19 protein-coding genes are annotated in these 16,398 nt (G+C 35.0%); all 19 read right to left on the bottom strand.

What is annotated here, in order from left to right:
• Positions 1-33: 33 nt before the first annotated feature.
• The 19 genes from argH to GJJ64_RS15455 all read right to left on the bottom strand — a co-directional run bounded on the left by argH (position 34) and on the right by GJJ64_RS15455 (position 16,384).
• The gene (gene argH, locus GJJ64_RS15545) at positions 34-1,365 is read right to left on the bottom strand and encodes an argininosuccinate lyase (protein WP_154288675.1); all 1,332 of its coding nucleotides are present in this window, start codon (positions 1,363-1,365) and stop codon (positions 34-36) included.
• Positions 1,366-1,451: 86 nt separating this feature from the next.
• On the bottom strand, positions 1,452-1,922 hold the full coding sequence (locus GJJ64_RS15540; RefSeq protein ID WP_229655563.1) for an ORF6N domain-containing protein: 471 nt from the start codon (positions 1,920-1,922) through the stop codon (positions 1,452-1,454).
• A gap of 120 nt (positions 1,923-2,042) precedes the next feature.
• Positions 2,043-3,104, bottom strand: coding sequence for a M20 family metallo-hydrolase (locus tag GJJ64_RS15535; RefSeq protein WP_154288673.1), 1,062 nt, complete (start codon positions 3,102-3,104; stop codon positions 2,043-2,045).
• Positions 3,105-3,110: 6 nt separating this feature from the next.
• Positions 3,111-3,932 (bottom strand): pyrroline-5-carboxylate reductase, encoded by an 822-nt coding sequence (gene proC / locus GJJ64_RS15530; RefSeq protein WP_154288672.1) that lies wholly within the window; start codon positions 3,930-3,932, stop codon positions 3,111-3,113.
• A 4-nt stretch (positions 3,933-3,936) separates the two neighbouring features.
• Entirely contained in the window at positions 3,937-4,728 is a 792-nt protein-coding gene (argB, locus tag GJJ64_RS15525) for an acetylglutamate kinase (RefSeq protein WP_154288671.1), read from the bottom strand.
• Positions 4,728-5,675: a Rossmann-fold NAD(P)-binding domain-containing protein gene (locus tag GJJ64_RS15520; protein WP_154288670.1), complete on the bottom strand. Its 948-nt coding sequence runs from the start codon at positions 5,673-5,675 to the stop codon at positions 4,728-4,730. The genes argB and GJJ64_RS15520 overlap by 1 nt, the downstream gene beginning before the upstream one ends.
• 15 nt (positions 5,676-5,690) lie before the next feature.
• Positions 5,691-6,032, bottom strand: a complete 342-nt coding sequence (locus GJJ64_RS15515; RefSeq protein ID WP_317162945.1) for a DUF5615 family PIN-like protein — start codon at positions 6,030-6,032, stop codon at positions 5,691-5,693.
• The gene (locus GJJ64_RS15510) at positions 6,032-6,253 is read right to left on the bottom strand and encodes a DUF433 domain-containing protein (protein WP_154288669.1); all 222 of its coding nucleotides are present in this window, start codon (positions 6,251-6,253) and stop codon (positions 6,032-6,034) included. The genes GJJ64_RS15515 and GJJ64_RS15510 overlap by 1 nt, the downstream gene beginning before the upstream one ends.
• A gap of 41 nt (positions 6,254-6,294) precedes the next feature.
• A complete protein-coding gene (locus GJJ64_RS15505) occupies positions 6,295-6,492 on the bottom strand; it encodes a hypothetical protein (protein WP_026905351.1) in 198 nt (65 codons plus the stop codon).
• A gap of 37 nt (positions 6,493-6,529) precedes the next feature.
• Entirely contained in the window at positions 6,530-7,663 is a 1,134-nt protein-coding gene (locus GJJ64_RS15500; RefSeq protein WP_154288668.1) for an aspartate aminotransferase family protein, read from the bottom strand.
• A 31-nt stretch (positions 7,664-7,694) separates the two neighbouring features.
• Positions 7,695-8,054 carry a four helix bundle protein gene (locus GJJ64_RS15495; protein ID WP_154288667.1) on the bottom strand — a complete coding sequence of 120 codons (360 nt, stop codon included), beginning with the start codon at positions 8,052-8,054 and terminating at the stop codon, positions 7,695-7,697.
• Positions 8,055-8,110: 56 nt separating this feature from the next.
• Positions 8,111-9,142, bottom strand: a complete 1,032-nt coding sequence (gene argC, locus GJJ64_RS15490; RefSeq protein WP_154288666.1) for an N-acetyl-gamma-glutamyl-phosphate reductase — start codon at positions 9,140-9,142, stop codon at positions 8,111-8,113.
• Between the two features lies 1 nt (position 9,143).
• Positions 9,144-10,337, bottom strand: coding sequence for an argininosuccinate synthase (gene argG, locus GJJ64_RS15485; RefSeq protein WP_154288665.1), 1,194 nt, complete (start codon positions 10,335-10,337; stop codon positions 9,144-9,146).
• Positions 10,338-10,404: 67 nt separating this feature from the next.
• On the bottom strand, positions 10,405-11,058 hold the full coding sequence (locus GJJ64_RS15480; protein ID WP_154288664.1) for a GNAT family N-acetyltransferase: 654 nt from the start codon (positions 11,056-11,058) through the stop codon (positions 10,405-10,407).
• A gap of 396 nt (positions 11,059-11,454) precedes the next feature.
• Positions 11,455-12,183 carry an acyl-CoA desaturase gene (locus GJJ64_RS15475; protein WP_154288663.1) on the bottom strand — a complete coding sequence of 243 codons (729 nt, stop codon included), beginning with the start codon at positions 12,181-12,183 and terminating at the stop codon, positions 11,455-11,457.
• Between the two features lie 82 nt (positions 12,184-12,265).
• The gene (locus GJJ64_RS15470) at positions 12,266-13,309 is read right to left on the bottom strand and encodes a tetratricopeptide repeat protein (protein WP_154288662.1); all 1,044 of its coding nucleotides are present in this window, start codon (positions 13,307-13,309) and stop codon (positions 12,266-12,268) included.
• Between the two features lie 32 nt (positions 13,310-13,341).
• Complete coding sequence (locus GJJ64_RS15465; RefSeq protein ID WP_154288661.1) at positions 13,342-14,217, bottom strand: sugar phosphate isomerase/epimerase family protein; 876 nt, start codon at positions 14,215-14,217, stop codon at positions 13,342-13,344.
• A 2-nt stretch (positions 14,218-14,219) separates the two neighbouring features.
• On the bottom strand, positions 14,220-15,104 hold the full coding sequence (locus tag GJJ64_RS15460; RefSeq protein ID WP_154288660.1) for a hydroxypyruvate isomerase family protein: 885 nt from the start codon (positions 15,102-15,104) through the stop codon (positions 14,220-14,222).
• A gap of 11 nt (positions 15,105-15,115) precedes the next feature.
• Positions 15,116-16,384 carry an MFS transporter gene (locus GJJ64_RS15455; RefSeq protein WP_154288659.1) on the bottom strand — a complete coding sequence of 423 codons (1,269 nt, stop codon included), beginning with the start codon at positions 16,382-16,384 and terminating at the stop codon, positions 15,116-15,118.
• Between the last annotated feature and the right edge of the window lie 14 nt (positions 16,385-16,398).

Below are 16,398 nucleotides of genomic sequence, written 5' to 3'. Positions count from 1 at the left end.
TGCTTCATGTGGTTTGGCGATTCTATCGCACCTTTACTTCACTAATTTATCAATTGCCATTTCTATTTTATCAAACTTAAATTGTGCCTCTAAATTCTGCATCATGGCTTTAACTTCTGGTAAATTTAAGTTTCCGATACTTCCTTCGTGGGTATGATTAACGGTTCTATCCGTTTCAAAATTTCCTGCTTCAATATCTAAACCTACTTTTTTATAAGCTTCTCTAAATGGCATGCCCGCCAACACCAAATTGTTAACTACCTCAACGCTAAATAAGTAAGCATATTTATCATCTGCCAAGATATTATCCTTAATCTTGATGTTTTTAAGCATCAGTTTTGCCATATCTAAGCAACTCATTAGGTTATTAAATGCCGGGAAAAGCGTTTCTTTAAGCAGTTGCATATCTCTATGATAACCTGAAGGCAAATTGGTGGTTAACATCATGATTTGATTTGGCAACGCTTGTAACTGGTTTGTACGCCCTCTTATCAGCTCCCAAACATCTGGGTTTTTCTTATGAGGCATAATGCTAGAACCTGTTGTTAATTCATCAGGGAAACTGATAAAACCAAAATTCTGGTTCATGAATAAGCAAGCGTCCATAGCCATACGGTTTAGCGTTGCCGCGATGGAAGACATAGCCTGTGCAAGCACTCTTTCACTTTTACCACGTCCCATTTGCGCATAAACCACGTTGTAATTTAGTGTATCAAAACCCAATAATTGGGTAGTTAAAGTACGGTTTAAAGGAAAAGATGAGCCATAACCTGCAGCAGAACCCAAAGGGTTTTTATTACTGATTTTAAAGGCTGCTAACATCAACTCTAAATCGTCTATCAGGCTTTCCGCATAAGCTCCAAACCACAAACCAAAAGACGATGGCATGGCAATTTGAAGATGTGTATAACCGGGTAATAATTTATCTTGATGTTGCTCGGCAAGTTGGGTTAATAAATCAAACAGCTCTTTTGTAGAAAGCACCATTTCCTGAATTTGACTACGGAAAAACAGCTTTAAATCAACCAAAACTTGATCGTTTCTAGAGCGTCCGCTATGGATTTTCTTTCCTGCCTCGCCCACTCTCTGGGTTAAAAGCATTTCTACCTGCGAGTGTACATCTTCTACACCATCTTCTATAGTGAAATTTCCATCAGCAATTTCTCTGTAAATATTTTTCAACTCACGTTGTACTTTCTCTAAATCTTCTTTAGTCATTAAGCCAATACTTTCTAGCATTTGAGTATGTGCTAAAGAACCTAAAACATCAAAAGCAGCAAGATAAAGATCCATTTCTCTATCCTGTCCAACCGTAAAAGTTTCTACCAGGTTATTTGTTGATGTATTTTTTTGCCACAATTTCATTTTTTGGAGTATTGAGTATTGAGTATTGAGTATTGAGTATTGAGATTTTTAAATCATCATTCAATCAAATTCAATACAAATTGATATTATTTATTGTCTTTACCAAAGTGAAAACCTATTCTAACTCTTTCTTTTGGTTGATCTTTCTTTTCCAATAATTCATCTAAATATTGGAAAACAACTTCAATATTTTTACTATGATTACTGAGCTGCTTTTTAATTTCGCTTATTTCTAACTTTATTTCTGAATGGTCAACAATAAACTGCCTAAGTTTAGTAAAAATTCTAACTATTTGAATATTTACATGTATAGCTCTTTTACTATTTAGAACACAAGAAAGCATGGTTACGCCTTGTTCAGTAAAACAAAATGGAGAATACCTTAATCCCTTTTTATCAGAATTGGAGGTCACAAATTGTGACCTCCAATTCTTAAATTCTTCCGGAGACATCTCAAACATAAAATCTTCTGGAAATCTCTCGATATTTCTTTTTACAGATTGTTTAAGCACTTTTGTTTCTACACCGAAAAGTTCTGCAAGATCTCTGTCTAACATTACTTTCTGATTTCTTAACAAATAAATCTTGTTAAGAATGATTTCTTCTGGTATAGTTATAGGGCTATTCAAAATTCTTAATACTAAAAAACAATTAATCTACTAATTAATGCTTACCTCTCAAATAATCTCACTTATCATCTTCACATACAGCTTTATGCCTTCTTCAATTTCATCTACATAAATAAATTCATCTGCGGTATGGGAGCGGGCAGAATCTCCCGGACCACATTTTAAAGATGGAATATTTAATAGAGCTTGGTCTGATGTTGTTGGCGAACCATAAGTTTTTCTACCTAAAGCAATACCTGCTTGTACAATAGGATGATTTATTGGAATAGAAGATGGCTTTAACCGGGTTGAACGTGGTATCACTTCACAATCCACAAATTGCCTAATAATTTTTAGAACTTCCTCATTGGTGTAAGCATCTGTTACCCTAACATCCACTGTAAACTTACACTCGTCTGGCACCACATTATGTTGCGAACCTGCATTGATAATGGTTACTGTTGTTTTGATAGGCCCTAAAGTTGGTGATACTTTGGTAAACTGATAATCTCTAAACCAAGCAATATCTTTTAAAGCATTGTAAATAGCGTTCTCTCCTTCATTTCTTGCAGCATGACCAGATTTTCCTTTAGCCACGCAATCCAGTACCAGCAAACCCTTCTCGGCCACTGCTAAATGCATTTCTGTAGGTTCACCTACAATGGCAAATTCTAGTTTACCTAAATCTGGCACAATGCGCTCTAAACCTTCTTTACCAGAGATTTCTTCTTCGGCCGTAGCTGCAATAAGGATATTATATTTTAAATTTTCTTTCGGATAAAAGTATAAGAAAGTAGCTATTAAAGATACCAAAGCGCCTCCGGCATCATTACTTCCTAAACCGTAAAGCTTTCCATCAATAATTTCTGGCAAGAATGGGTCGCGGGTATAACCTTGATTAGGCTTTACCGTATCGTGATGCGAGTTAAGCAGTATCGTTGGCTTTTTTACATCAAAATGCTGATTATAAGCCCAAATATTATTTCCTTTACGATGGATGTTAACACCTCGCTGCTGTAAAAAAACAGCTATTTCATCGGCTGTTTTATCTTCTTCTTTACTTAACGATGGTATAGCAATTAACCTTTGTAATAATGCTAAAGCATCTTGAAACAAAATGTCTATATCCATCAATAATTAATCTTTATCGTACAATTCGCCAGCTTTTTGTGCTGATAATTTTATTCCTTTAATCATGGCCGAGCTAAAGCCGTTATGCTCCATCTCATTTAAACCGGCAATGGTACAGCCTTTCGGCGATGTTACCTTATCAATCTCATGCTCTGGATGCGATGCTAGCTGTAAAAGTAAATCTGCCGCTCCTTTAGCCGTTTGTGCTGCCATTTTTAAAGCTTCGCCAGCATGAAAACCAACCTCAACACCACCTTGTGAAGCTGCCCTTATAGAACGTAAGAAAAATGCGACACCACAAGCACATAAGGCTGTAGCCGATGTCATTAATTCTTCATTAATCACCACACAAATACCTACCGTATTAAAGATATTTTTCACCAATTCTATATTCTCTTGAGATGCATTTCCTACCGAAATACAAGTCATAGATTGCTTAATAGCGATAGCCGTATTAGGCATTACCCTTACTACTTGCACATCCTTTTTCAACCTGTTTCTGATATCCTCGCAAGAAACACCAGATATTACGGAAATGATTAAATGCTTACTTACATCTATTTGCCCAGCAATTTGATCTAATACCTGATTTAATTGTTGAGGTAAAACCGCTAAAACAATAATATCAGCTTGGGCAGATGCTGAAACGTTATCTGCACTAACCTGAAAGCCTTGAAATTTATACTCATCTAAAGCCTCAATATTTCTTCTGGTTAAAGTGATGCTAGATGCCGGATATAAACCAGATTGTGCTAAACCTTTAGCCAGAGATAAACCGATATTACCACTTCCAAGAATGGCTATTTGATTTGATTTTTTAAAGTCCATGGGCTTATTTTGTTAATCTTGTTCCAAATATACTTTCTTTTTGCAAAGCAGCTAATTTAGCAGCATGACCGATATAAACTTCTTTCACCCCATTTTGTATGGCATCAAAAGCATTTTGCAGCTTGGGTAACATCCCATCAGCAATAATTCCATCGGCTTTTAGCTCTTCAAAATAAGATGGATTTATTTCTTGAATAACAGAATTATCGTCATTGATATCTCGCATCACGCCATTTTTCTCAAAACAATAAATCAATTTTGTTTCATATAAAGATGATAAGCCTAGCGCTAAAGCCGAAGCAATAGTATCTGCATTGGTGTTAAATAATTGACCATTTCCATCATGCGTAAGCGCATTAAAAACAGGCACTAAACCTGCTTCTAACAAGGTTTTGATGATATTGGCATTCACAGCATCAGGCAATAAATCTCCTACAAAGCCAAAATCAACATCTTTAACGGGGCGTTTTACGGCTTTTATAGCGTTTGCATCAGCACCTGTCATCCCAATAGCGTTAACTTGGTTGGCTTGTAACTGGGCAACAATATTTTTATTCACTAAACCACCATACACCATGGTTACTACGTCTAACATAGCGGCATCAGTAATTCTTCTGCCATTTACCATCTGCGTTTGTACACCTATTTTTGCTGCCGTTTGTGTGGCTATCTTGCCGCCACCGTGAATTAAGATTTTAGCTCCTGATAAGCCCGCAAAATCTTTTAAAAATTGTACAAGTTGTATAGGGTTATCAATAACATTACCACCTATTTTAATAATATATAATGGATTCATTAGCTACCTTTTAACATTGATTTAATTACCGCCTGAGCTGCCCAAACCCTATTATTTGCTTGATTAAGCACTAAAGAATTTGGTCCGTCTAGTATTTCGTGAGAAAGCTCTAAACCTCTTCTTACAGGTAAGCAATGCATTACGCCAGCGTTGTTGGTGAGTTTTAACTTCTCGTTAGTCATCATCCAACCTTCTCCATCAGAAAGTATTTTACCATAATCCTGATAAGAAGACCAATTTTTTACATAAACAAAATCAGCCCCAGCTAAAGCTTCATCTTGATTGTTGGTTACGACAGCATTTCCAACAAATTCTGGCGCTAAATCGTATCCTGCTGGGTGGGTAATAACAAAATCGTAATCTGCTTTATTCATCCACTCTGCAAAAGAGTTGGCAACAGCTTGTGGTAAAGGTTTAACATGAGGCGCCCATGTTAATACCACTCTTGGTTTAGCTGTTGTTTTTAGCTCCTCAATGGTAATTAAATCCGCCAAACTTTGCAAAGGATGTCTGGTTGCCGATTCTAAACTCACAACCGGAACACCGCAAAACTGTACAAACTTGTTAAATATCAACTCAGAATAATCTTCATCTCTATCTTTTAAACCTGGAAAAGAACGTATCCCAATGATGTCACAATATTCTCCCATAACGCCAGCAGCTTCTCTGATATGTTCTACCGTAGTACCATTCATGATGATGCCATCTTGTGTTTCTAAAGCCCAGCCTTCTTTATCCATATTCATCACCATTACCTGCATACCTAAATTCATAGCTGCCTTTTGGGTGCTTAAACGGGTACGTAAGCTAGGATTTAAAAATATTAGACCAAGCGTTTTATGCTTTCCTAAATGCTCATCAGCAAAAGGATTTGCTTTTAATTGGATAGCTTCTGAAACCAGTTGGTTAACATCAGTTACGTCTTTAACGGAGGAGAATAGTTTCATCTTTATTGAGGGTTATTAATCTATTTCTAGGCAAGCTAATCCCTGATAATCAGGATTATCTATAAAATCTTTTATCAGTTGATATTTTTCACAAAGAACTTTAGCAATATTTATAGTGGTTGTGTTTCCAAATCTTAACCAGATAATTTTAGGTGGATGCCCGTTAAGATTGGCTATTTCAAAAAAATCTGCATCAAAAGTTACGATGGTATATTCGTTATTCTTTGCGAAATCCCAAATTTCTTTATCAGAGGAATTTTCAAGCTGCAAAGACCTTACTTGACCAGCATCAGGATAAAACTCTTGTATTTTAGCTAAAATTCTAAATGAAATATTCTGGTCAAAGAGTAGTTTCACTATGCAACTCGTATTTTATGTTCTCTATCAGCCGCATAAGCCAAACAGGCTTTAATTTGGTTATCAGATAACTCAGGAAAATCTTCTGTTATTTGCGCTATGGTCATGCCATTAGCTAACCAGCTTAAGATATCATAAACAGAAATTCTTGTTCCAGAGATACAAGGTTTTCCAAACCTTTTATGAGGCTCTATAGAAATATAATTTTGGTATGCTATCATATCTTAAATCTTGCTTTCATCAGACCAACGTATTTCAAATTTCATACGTTATATTTTCTCATTACTTCTTCTGTAGATTTTGTAAGTCCGGCTTTACCCTGCTCCTGACCTCTTTTAATTCCTTCCTTAACGTGGTCGGGTAAAAGATTTGCACTTTCTAATAATGAGAGATAATCCTCCATACTTAGTTGTACAGCTGTTTTATTTCCTTTCTCGTCTACTAAATAAGTAACTGTCATATCACAAATATAACCATTATCAAAAAGAGTTGAAAACCTAAGCTTTCAACTCCTTACTTAATGCTTCTAAAAATCTATCAGCGTGTTCTTTGGTCAAATTTAATGCTGGCAATAACCTAATCACGTTAGGTTTAGCTTCGCCAGTGAAAATATGATGGTTAAATAACAAGTTTTTCTTCACTTGGTTAAGCTCTTCTGGTAAATCAATACCAATCATTAAACCTTTGCCACGTACTTCTTTAATATGGTTTAGTTTCTGAAGCTCTTGAATTAAATAGCCGCCTATTTTAGCTGCATTATCCATCAAATGCTCTTGCTCCATCACTTCTAAAACGGCTAAGGCTGCTGCACAAGCCAAATGGTTACCACCAAAAGTAGTACCTAACATACCATGCCAAGGTTTTAACGCCGGACTGATACTGATACCGCCAATAGGAAAACCATTGCCCATGCCTTTTGCCATGGTATAAATATCAGCATCTACACCAGCAAAATCTGAAGCATAAAATTTACCACTTCTACCGTAACCACACTGTACAGAGTCTGCAATGAAATAAGCTCCATATTGTGTACATAATGAGCGTATACTTTGCAAAAATTCATCACTGGCAACCTGTATACCGCCAACACCTTGAATACCTTCTATAATAACAGCACAAATTTCATTTCCTTGTTCAGCAAATAAGGTTTTTAGTGCATCTACATCATTATGAGGCAAGAAAACAACATTTTCTGTTTGGTTAACCGGAGCTATAATTTTAGGATTATCTGTTGCCGATACTGCTAAAGATGTTCTGCCATGGAAAGCTTTGGTAAAAGCCACAACTTTTTTTCTTCCATTGGCAAAAGATGCCAATTTTAAAGCATTCTCATTAGCTTCGGCACCAGAGTTACACAAGAAAAGCTGATAATCTTCTCTGCCTGATACCTTACCAAGTTTATCTGCCAATTCTTCCTGTAAAGGAATTTTAATAGAGTTTGAGTAAAAACCCAATTTACCTAACTGTTGCGTTAAGCGCTCTACATAATGCGGATGCGTATGACCTATAGAGATTACTGCATGCCCGCCATAAAGGTCTAAATATTGCTGCCCTTTATCGTCCCAAACCAAGCTTCCTTGGCCTTTTACGATTTCTATATTGTTTATTGGGTATACGTCGAATAACTTCATAATTATTTGCTGAAAGCGAAAAGCATAAAGCTTAAGGCTTCCTAATCGATTTAATAAGATTAATTAATTTTGACTTAATGATATTGATTTTACTGTTAGATGCGTCATAATCCTCAACAGTTATATATTCAAGATCCTTAATAAGAAGTAATATATATTCAACTTCTTGTGCAGAACCCAGAGCATTATCTAAAAAATTCGCAAAATCTTTATCTGTATTTCTACCTGCTCCTTCAGCTATATTTAAAGGGATAGAATAAGTAGCTCTCTTTAATTGACTAGCCAAATCATACTTTTCTGATGCTGGCATTTTAGGCAATATGAATTTATATGTAAACAAAACATTTTCATGTGCTAGCTGCCATACTTCATATTTTTTAAAATCCCTCATAAAATATATTTTGTCATCAATATAGGTGCTTTAAGCATTAAGCCTTTAGCTTTAAGCTAAAAGTAGACTGCTTTCAACCTCAATCCTTCCCTCTCATCCAAACCAAACATCAAATTCATATTCTGGACCGCTTGGCCAGAAGCTCCTTTCAACAAATTGTCAATAACAGATAATATCATCAGTTTATTGCCGTGTTTTTCTAGATGAATTAAGCATTTATTGGTATTCACAACTTGCTTTAAATCTATATTCTCTTTGCTGATATGTGTGAAAGGCGCATCTGCATAAAAATCTTGATATAATTTCTCTGCTTCTTCTAAACTTAAATCACACACTATATAGCTTGAGGCCATAATTCCTCGCGAAAAAGCGCCTCTGTAGGGTATAAAATTTATCTCTTTATCAAAATCAGCTTGTAATTGCAAAAGGCTTTCGCCGATTTCATTTAAATGCTGATGCTCAAAAGCTTTATAAACCGATAGGTTATTACTCCTCCAACTAAAATGAGAAGTTGTTGTTGGCTTTTGCCCTGCACCTGTAGAACCTGTTGTTGCAGTGATGTGTACTTCAGATTTTAACAATCCTGCTTTGGCCAAAGGCAATAAAGCTAGCTGTAAACAGGTTGCAAAACAACCTGGATTAGCAATGTTTTGTGCTGTTTTGATGGCTTCTTTGTTAAGCTCTGGTAAACCGTAAATAAATGCAGAAGGCTGAAGGCCTAAAGCTGAAGACTGATTTTCTAAATCGCTTTTAGCTTTTGGCTTTAAGCTTTTAGCTTTTAAACGAAAATCTTGAGAAAGGTCAATAATTTTGATATTATCATTAAAACTATTTGCTTCTAAAAACTTTCTAGCATCACCATGGCCAACGCATAAAAACAATACATCAATATCTTGTGATAATTGATCAGTAAAAGTTATATCGGTATCGCCTAGTAAATCAGTATGCACATCTGATATTAAATTACCAGCATTGCTGTTACTGTGTACAAAAGCAATATCAACCTTTTGGTGATTAACCAAAATTCTTAAAAGCTCTCCACCTGTGTAGCCTGCTCCGCCAATGATGCCTACTTTAATATTACTCATCTTAAAGCCCTTCGTTTACTTTATGCCAAATACTTACTTGGTTACCAAATATTTTGGAGAATCCTTTTACATCGTCTCCGGTGTAACCTTCATTCATCTCGCCATAGCTACCAAATTTACTACTCATCAAATCATTCTCAGACTCGATACCAATAATCTGGAATCTGTAAGGTAACAGCTGTACAAATACTTTTCCGTTAACTGTTTTCTGTGTATTTTCTAAGAAAGCTTCAATATCTCTCATCACTGGGTCATGAAACTGACCTTCATGCATCCAATTTCCATAGAACATGGCTAACTGGTCTTTCCAGCTTAACTGCCACTTGGTTAAAGTATGCTTTTCTAAAGCATGATGAGCTTTGATAATCACCATAGGTGCCGCGGCTTCAAAACCAACTCTTCCTTTTATCCCAATAATAGTATCGCCTACGTGGATATCTCTACCTACACCAAACGGAGCCGCAATTTCTTGTAAAACTTGAACTGCCTCTGTTGGGTGGTTATATTTTTTACCATTTACAGCAACCAACTGCCCCTTTACAAATTCAAGCTCAACATTTTCTGCCTCTGTTTTAGTCACTTGTGTTGGCCATGCCTCTTCTGGTAGCATACCATTAGAAGTTAGGGTTTCTTTACCTCCTACAGATGTACCCCAAATGCCTTTATTGATAGAGTATTTAGCTTTCTCTGCATTAATTTCTACGCCATGTTTATGTAGATATTCAATCTCAGCTTCTCGGCTCAATTTCAAATCTCTAATAGGCGTAATGATACCCACTTTAGGAATCAAGATATTGAAAATCATATCAAAGCGCACTTGGTCATTACCAGCACCAGTACTACCATGAGCAACAAAATCAGCATTAATTTCTTTTGCATAGTTTGCAATAGCAGTAGCTTGGGTAACACGCTCTGCACTTACAGAAAGTGGGTAAGTATTATTTTTTAATACATTACCAAACACTAAATATTTTAAACAAGAATCATAATAGCCTTTTACTGCATCAACAGCATGATGAGAAGCTACCCCTAAACTGTAAGCTCTTTCTTCTATTTGCTTTAATTCTTCTGCAGAAAAACCTCCTGTATTTACAATTACCGAGTGTACTTCTAAATCCAAATCTTTAGAAAGATATATGCAACAAAATGAGGTATCTAATCCTCCGCTAAAGGCTAAAACTACTTTTTTCTTCATTTCTTTTTTAGTATTGAGTATTGAGTATTGAGATTTGCGATCTCATATTTCGATACAGATTTATTCTTTAAATTAATCCGGCTACTACCATTTTTAAGGAGCGCAATTTTGCTTCTATTCTTTCTAGTAAAGTAGCTTTGTGTGTTATCTTCTTTAATCTTTCGGCTTCTTCGGCTTTTTTCTCTTCTGGGTCGTAAAGCATGGCTGTACACATACAATTTTGCCTGTTTTTACTCATCAGAATATCGTAGTTTACACAGCTTTGGCAGCCTTTCCAGAAATTTTCATCTTGGGTTAGTTGCGAGTAAGTAACCGGCTCATAACCTAAATCAGAGTTAATTTTCATCACGGCTAAGCCTGTTGTTAAGCCAAATATTTTAGCGTTTGGATATTTCTCTCTAGATAAATCAAATATCTTAAACTTGATAGCTTTAGCTAAACCAGCTTTACGATAGATAGGGTTAACTATTAAACCAGAGTTAGCCACAAACTCGCCATGGCTCCAAGTTTCTATATAACAAAAACCTGCCCATGTACCGTCTTTGTGCAAAGCAATAACTGCCTTACCCTCTAACATTTTATTGGCAACATATTCTGGAGAACGCTTTGCTATACCTGTTCCACGTACTTTTGCCGAGGCTTCCATCTCGTTGCAAATAGTTTCTGCATAACCTACATGTTGCAAACCGGCAACCAGTATGTTAAAATCGTTAATATGCATTTTTTGAAAAAGATAAATCCTTCATGAGGGATTTTAATCAGAATAAACAAAAATTTAATTAGAGACCTGTTTACTTACAAACAGAAAAAGATGTTGAAACTATCAGCAGAGGTTTAAGCCCTGGTGACAAACAGAGGTCTTCGTCGTAGTAAACGAATAGATGTGTGTAAATCAGAAAGCAACATATAGAAATTAAATGCTTTTTTAACAGCAGCTAATTTCTTAAAAGTATGTAAGTTTTGTTGTTTCATTTCTTTTATCCATCAGCCACTTAGGGCTGATATTTGACGCAAAAGAGCGTATTATTTTTATTAATTACAATAAAAAAATGCAATTAATGATAATAAAATAAAAAGGTGTTGTAAAATTAACACAACACCTTTATTTATAAGTCTTTTAGGCTTTCCTTAATTTGATTATCCTTACCCAATGTAAAACCTTTAAAACAGGATATACGGGGTCAAACTCGAACCACTTTTTTGCAAAGTTTGGGCTGTTTGGAAACTTATGGTGATTGTTCTGAAAAAGCTCTCCTAACATAAAGAAATCAAAAGGGGTTGAGTTTTTAGATTTATCATCATTATCAAAATTTGAATATCCATATTTATGGCCACACCAGTTTACAATAGCGCCATGTAGTGGGCCCATAATAAAATGAATGGGAAGTAATAAATACATCCACCAAGAGGTTGCAAAAAACACGTAAAAAGCAATGTATCCTAAGCCAAACAATATTCTTGAGGTATAAGAAGAAGCTACTTTATCTATAAATTTCCATTCAGGATAATTTCCTTTAAATTCTTTATCAGCTTGTAAGGTTCCTTCTGCAAAGCCATTGTACATACCTCTGGTATTCCACATCATCTGGAAAACATCTTCAAAAAAATGTGGCGAATGAGGGTCTTTTTCTGTGTCTGAAAAAGCATGGTGCATACGGTGCATAATGGCATAAGCTTTAGGTACTAAGTAAGAAGCGCCTTGACTAAACCATGTAAAAATATAAAAGGCTTTCTCCCAAAACTTGTTTAATGTAAACATTTTATGAGAAGCATAACGGTGTAGGTAGAAGGTTTGGGCAAAAAGGGAAAGAAACCAATGTGCCAAAAAGAAAATAAGAATGTACATGTGTGATTTTAAAAAATTTAGATAATATAATCTGGCTGCTAAGTTAGGCTAATTGTTTTTTAATCTAAAAAAAGCCTTTGTTTTAATTTATTGATTTATTAAAATAAACGTAGTGATCTTGCTCTTTGTTATATATTTCCTTGTAACGTTTATACTGCTGCTGATCTCCTAATTTTTGATAAGTTAATGCCATATTTTTTAAAATATCAGCTTTAAAATAGCTGTTATGTGCATTTAACAAGTTATTTGCCAGTTTTAAATCGGCCAAAGCCAAACTATAATCTTTTATTTTATTTTTCACTTTTGCCAACATCAGTAAAGAGCGGATGATACCTACGCTATGGTTAAGTTTTTTTGCTAAAATATTAGCTTGTACAAAAAACCACTTAGCTTCTGTAAATTTATTCTGATGCCAATAAACACGCCCCAATTGCTGATAGCAGTTCATTTCGGCTTGCTTACTATTCATCCGATAAGCCATCAATAAAATTTTGGTTAGGATTTGTTGCTCTGCATGTTTTAAATGACCAGCTCTAAGCATCAAATCATTTTGTTGTAATAATGCTTTAATAAGTTTTTGGTCATGTTCCATAATCTTATATCCGGCTATAGCCATATCATTAAAATCGGCAGCAGCTTTCTCATCTCCATTTAATAAAGATAGTTGATATAAATAACTTGATGTTTGGGCAACCTGAGCGTGGTTAAGCTGTGCTTGGTAAAGAAATAATGCCTTACTAAAATGATGATAAGCAATGTTTAAGTCGCCAGATAAAGTTTCTGTAACTGCCATCATTTTATATAAACCTGCCTGATGATTAAGCAAGTTTGCTTTGGCATAAAAATCAAGCTGTTGTGTTAAAGCATTAAAATAATGTTGGCGCTGGTGATAGCTTATTGCGCTTACGCTGATGTTTAGACTTAAAGCATCGGTTACGCTTTTTACCAGTTGATAAGTATCTAAAAGCACAATACCATCTGCCAATAAATACTTGTCTGGTTGTTTATAGAAAATAGAATCGGCAAATTTTTGTTGAATACTATTGTATAAAACAAAATTCCCTCTTGCAAAGCTCTTTCCTGTTATACAAATACATAAAATTGATAATAGAAAAAAACGTAGCATGAGGGTATTTTAATTTACAAAGCTAACTGCTTTTATATGATATTTTGCAAACGCTTAGCGCTAATTTTGATACTTTCAAAAGGATTAATATCAAAATTTTCTTGCTCTACAAAAGGATACTTTAAGCCTGATAATTTTGCCTCTTTCACAAAAGATTCAAAATTGATAGAACCGCTACCAACTTCTGTATTTTTTTTAGGGTTTATTTTATCCATATCTTTTACATGCCATAAAGTAAAACGACCTTTATAAGTTTTAAAAAGCTTTAAAACATCTTGTTTTGCTCTTACAGCCCAGTATAAATCTAATTCAAACTCTATATTTGGATGCGTATTTTCTACTAATATCTGATAAGCTGTTTTATCTCCAAGTTGTTTAAACTCAAAATCGTGATTATGGTAAGCCAATTTTAACCCTTCCTTTTCTAATTTTTCTGAGACTTTATTAAGCTTTTTAGCAAACGCTTTCACGCTTTCTGTAGTATTAAATATTTGAGGATTAATACCCGGAACAACTATATAAGTTTGCTTTAAAACTTTAGCAGCTTTGATATAATCATCTATGATAGATTCATCACCAGTTTTTTCCCAATCATGGAAATTATAATGCCCACTAGGGCTTGTTAAGCTGTATTTGTCTAACAATTGCTTAAACTGAGGTGCTGTTAAGCCCCAAAAACCATCTTTAGCAGAATAGCCATAAACTTCTACCCAAGAGTAACCTGCTTTTGACACTTCGGCAATTACATTTTCTACACCTTTAGGAAATTCGTCTCTTAATGAATAAAGTTGTATACCTATTCTCTTTTTATCATCTACCAAACAACCAAGATTTGGCAAAACCAAAACCGATGCGGCAGCTAAACCTACTTGCCTGATAAATACTCTTCTATTGTTAGATGCTTTCATAATTAAACGTCACAAATTTTAACTGCTTGATATAAAGATGCTATTTTATCTTCTTTTTTAGGAATAAATTCTTGCGCAACATAGCCTTTAAAACCTGTTGCTACAATGGCTTTCATAATAGCCGGATAATTTAGCTCCTGATTTTCGTCTATCTCATTTCTACCTGGTACACCTGCAGTATGGTAATGTGCAATATAAGGGTGGCTATCTCTTATAGTATGGATAACATCTCCTTCATCTACCTGCATGTGATAAATATCATAAAGTAATTTGAAGTTTTCTGAGCCTACTCTTTTACAAAGTTCAACACCCCAAGCTGTTTTATCTGCAAAATAATCTTTATGGTTAATTTTACTATTTAAAAGTTCCATAACCAAGGTTACTTTATGCTTTTCTGCAAGCGCAATTAGCTTTTTTAAACCTTTAGCTGCATTATTTAAACCGGTTTCATCATCCATACCTCTGCGGTTTCCGCTAAAACAAATTAGATTTTTATACCCTGCTTTAGCAACAATAGGAATCATCTCGGTATAATTCTGGATAAGTTTCTCATGAAAATTTGGTTCTGCAAAGCCATCAACCAAATTGATTTCTGCACCGTTACACATGCTAGAATCTATACCATGCTTTTTCAGAATATCCCACTCTTTAGGCCCAACCAAATCAATAGCTTTAATTCCTATTTTTTTTGATAAAACACAAAGTTCTTCTAAAGACATAAAACCGTATGTCCATTTACATACCGCATGGTTGATGTTTCCTTTTAAAGTGATGTTTTGCTTTTCATCAGAAGAATTAGCGAAACTTAGCATAGGTGTTGTGGTTAAAGCAGCAGTGCCTGCTATTATATTTTTAATAACTGTTCTTCTATTAGTTTCCTTTGGCATTATGATGCGAATTAATGAGTTAAAGCCTCTTTTTTCTTATTTTTCATGTAAATAACCAATCCTGTAAAAGCTACAACTAAAACTATAGGAATTACTAAAGTAGCTTGTAAAACTTCTGGTCCGGCTGCATTTTTTGCCTCATTAAGCAAATTAGCCATTTCTGTACCTGGTGCTGCACTTAAATAGTCGGCTTCATTAGCACCTGCCGGGAGTTTTTTTAGGATTAATCTATCATAAAAACCTCCCATGAAAATGGTATAAACAGAAACTGCAAACATACCGGCACCGCCCATTAGGTTTAAACCTAAAGCACCCGATTTTGGTATATTCTCTGCCACAAAGCCTAACATGGTAGGCCAGAAATAACATACGCCTAAGCCAAAAATAAAGGCTGCAAAATAAATAGCATTTCCTGTTAAAGTACTTAATAAGTATAAACCTAAAGCAGCTAAAATAGCAGAAATTAACAATACCCCTTGCGGAGAAAAACGGTGAACAATAGGTTCTGCCAAGCCTCTTCCTATAACCATTACACCTGTGGTAAGGGTTAATATCAGGATAGCATTATCGGTAACGTTTTTAAGTAATACATCTATCCATTGGCCTGTAAAAAGCTCGGTAATAGCTGTGCCAAACATGCAAATGAACATGAAAATAAATAAAGGCGATGTTACCGATTTATACATAGTAGCTGTAGAAACACCAGAAGCTACACGCTCTGTTACTGGAAAATCTAATTTAGAGAATAAGTAACCGTATACCAAGGTTGGCACTATCATGACAGCTACTTGTATTTGCCAACTTAAACCTAGGCTGTTAAATAAAATTACGATAAGTGTTCCTAAAAATATACCACCTGGGAACCATAAATGAAAATGGTTTAGCTTGGTAGTTTTATTATCAGGATAAATGGTTGCAACTAATGGGTTACAAGCTGCTTCTACTGTTCCGTTAGCAATACCAATAAGTAAAGTAGAAATGAAAAGTGTCCAATATCCTTGTGCAAAAATGGTTAAGACAATACCTAGCAAATGAAAGATAAAGGCCATCACCAATAATCTTTTCATGCCAATGGCATCAACTATAAAACCACCTATTACTACTGCTAAGGGGAAGCCCCAAAAAGCTGTAGCTGTTATGGTGCCTAATTCTGTTGCGGTTAATTGAAAATCTGTTCCTAGTTTTCCTAAGATACCGGCTCTTATCCCAAAAGATAAAGAGGTAACCAACAGCGCAAGACAGCTTGCCCAAAATAGTTGGCTTTTATTAATATTATTCATTTAAAATTGGGTTA

Origin of the sequence: Pedobacter puniceum (assembly GCF_009674685.1) — a bacterium.
Classification (GTDB): Bacteria; Bacteroidota; Bacteroidia; order Sphingobacteriales; family Sphingobacteriaceae; genus Pseudopedobacter; species Pseudopedobacter puniceum.
This window is presented reverse-complemented; position numbering and strand designations above follow the sequence as displayed.

What these genes read in the sequence shown, in the direction of transcription:
- argH (WP_154288675.1), bottom strand. Translation starts at nt 1,365, where the DNA reads ATGAAATTGTGGCAAAAAAATACATCAACAAATAACCTGGTAGAAACT.
- GJJ64_RS15540 (WP_229655563.1), bottom strand. Translation starts at nt 1,922, where the DNA reads ATGTTAGACAGAGATCTTGCAGAACTTTTCGGTGTAGAAACAAAAGTG.
- GJJ64_RS15535 (WP_154288673.1), bottom strand. Translation starts at nt 3,104, where the DNA reads ATGGATATAGACATTTTGTTTCAAGATGCTTTAGCATTATTACAAAGG.
- proC (WP_154288672.1), bottom strand. Translation starts at nt 3,932, where the DNA reads ATGGACTTTAAAAAATCAAATCAAATAGCCATTCTTGGAAGTGGTAAT.
- argB (WP_154288671.1), bottom strand. Translation starts at nt 4,728, where the DNA reads ATGAATCCATTATATATTATTAAAATAGGTGGTAATGTTATTGATAAC.
- GJJ64_RS15520 (WP_154288670.1), bottom strand. Translation starts at nt 5,675, where the DNA reads ATGAAACTATTCTCCTCCGTTAAAGACGTAACTGATGTTAACCAACTG.
- GJJ64_RS15510 (WP_154288669.1), bottom strand. Translation starts at nt 6,253, where the DNA reads ATGATAGCATACCAAAATTATATTTCTATAGAGCCTCATAAAAGGTTT.
- GJJ64_RS15505 (WP_026905351.1), bottom strand. Translation starts at nt 6,492, where the DNA reads ATGACAGTTACTTATTTAGTAGACGAGAAAGGAAATAAAACAGCTGTA.
- GJJ64_RS15500 (WP_154288668.1), bottom strand. Translation starts at nt 7,663, where the DNA reads ATGAAGTTATTCGACGTATACCCAATAAACAATATAGAAATCGTAAAA.
- GJJ64_RS15495 (WP_154288667.1), bottom strand. Translation starts at nt 8,054, where the DNA reads ATGAGGGATTTTAAAAAATATGAAGTATGGCAGCTAGCACATGAAAAT.
- argC (WP_154288666.1), bottom strand. Translation starts at nt 9,142, where the DNA reads ATGAGTAATATTAAAGTAGGCATCATTGGCGGAGCAGGCTACACAGGT.
- argG (WP_154288665.1), bottom strand. Translation starts at nt 10,337, where the DNA reads ATGAAGAAAAAAGTAGTTTTAGCCTTTAGCGGAGGATTAGATACCTCA.
- GJJ64_RS15480 (WP_154288664.1), bottom strand. Translation starts at nt 11,058, where the DNA reads ATGCATATTAACGATTTTAACATACTGGTTGCCGGTTTGCAACATGTA.
- GJJ64_RS15475 (WP_154288663.1), bottom strand. Translation starts at nt 12,183, where the DNA reads ATGTACATTCTTATTTTCTTTTTGGCACATTGGTTTCTTTCCCTTTTT.
- GJJ64_RS15470 (WP_154288662.1), bottom strand. Translation starts at nt 13,309, where the DNA reads ATGCTACGTTTTTTTCTATTATCAATTTTATGTATTTGTATAACAGGA.
- GJJ64_RS15465 (WP_154288661.1), bottom strand. Translation starts at nt 14,217, where the DNA reads ATGAAAGCATCTAACAATAGAAGAGTATTTATCAGGCAAGTAGGTTTA.
- GJJ64_RS15460 (WP_154288660.1), bottom strand. Translation starts at nt 15,104, where the DNA reads ATGCCAAAGGAAACTAATAGAAGAACAGTTATTAAAAATATAATAGCA.
- GJJ64_RS15455 (WP_154288659.1), bottom strand. Translation starts at nt 16,384, where the DNA reads ATGAATAATATTAATAAAAGCCAACTATTTTGGGCAAGCTGTCTTGCG.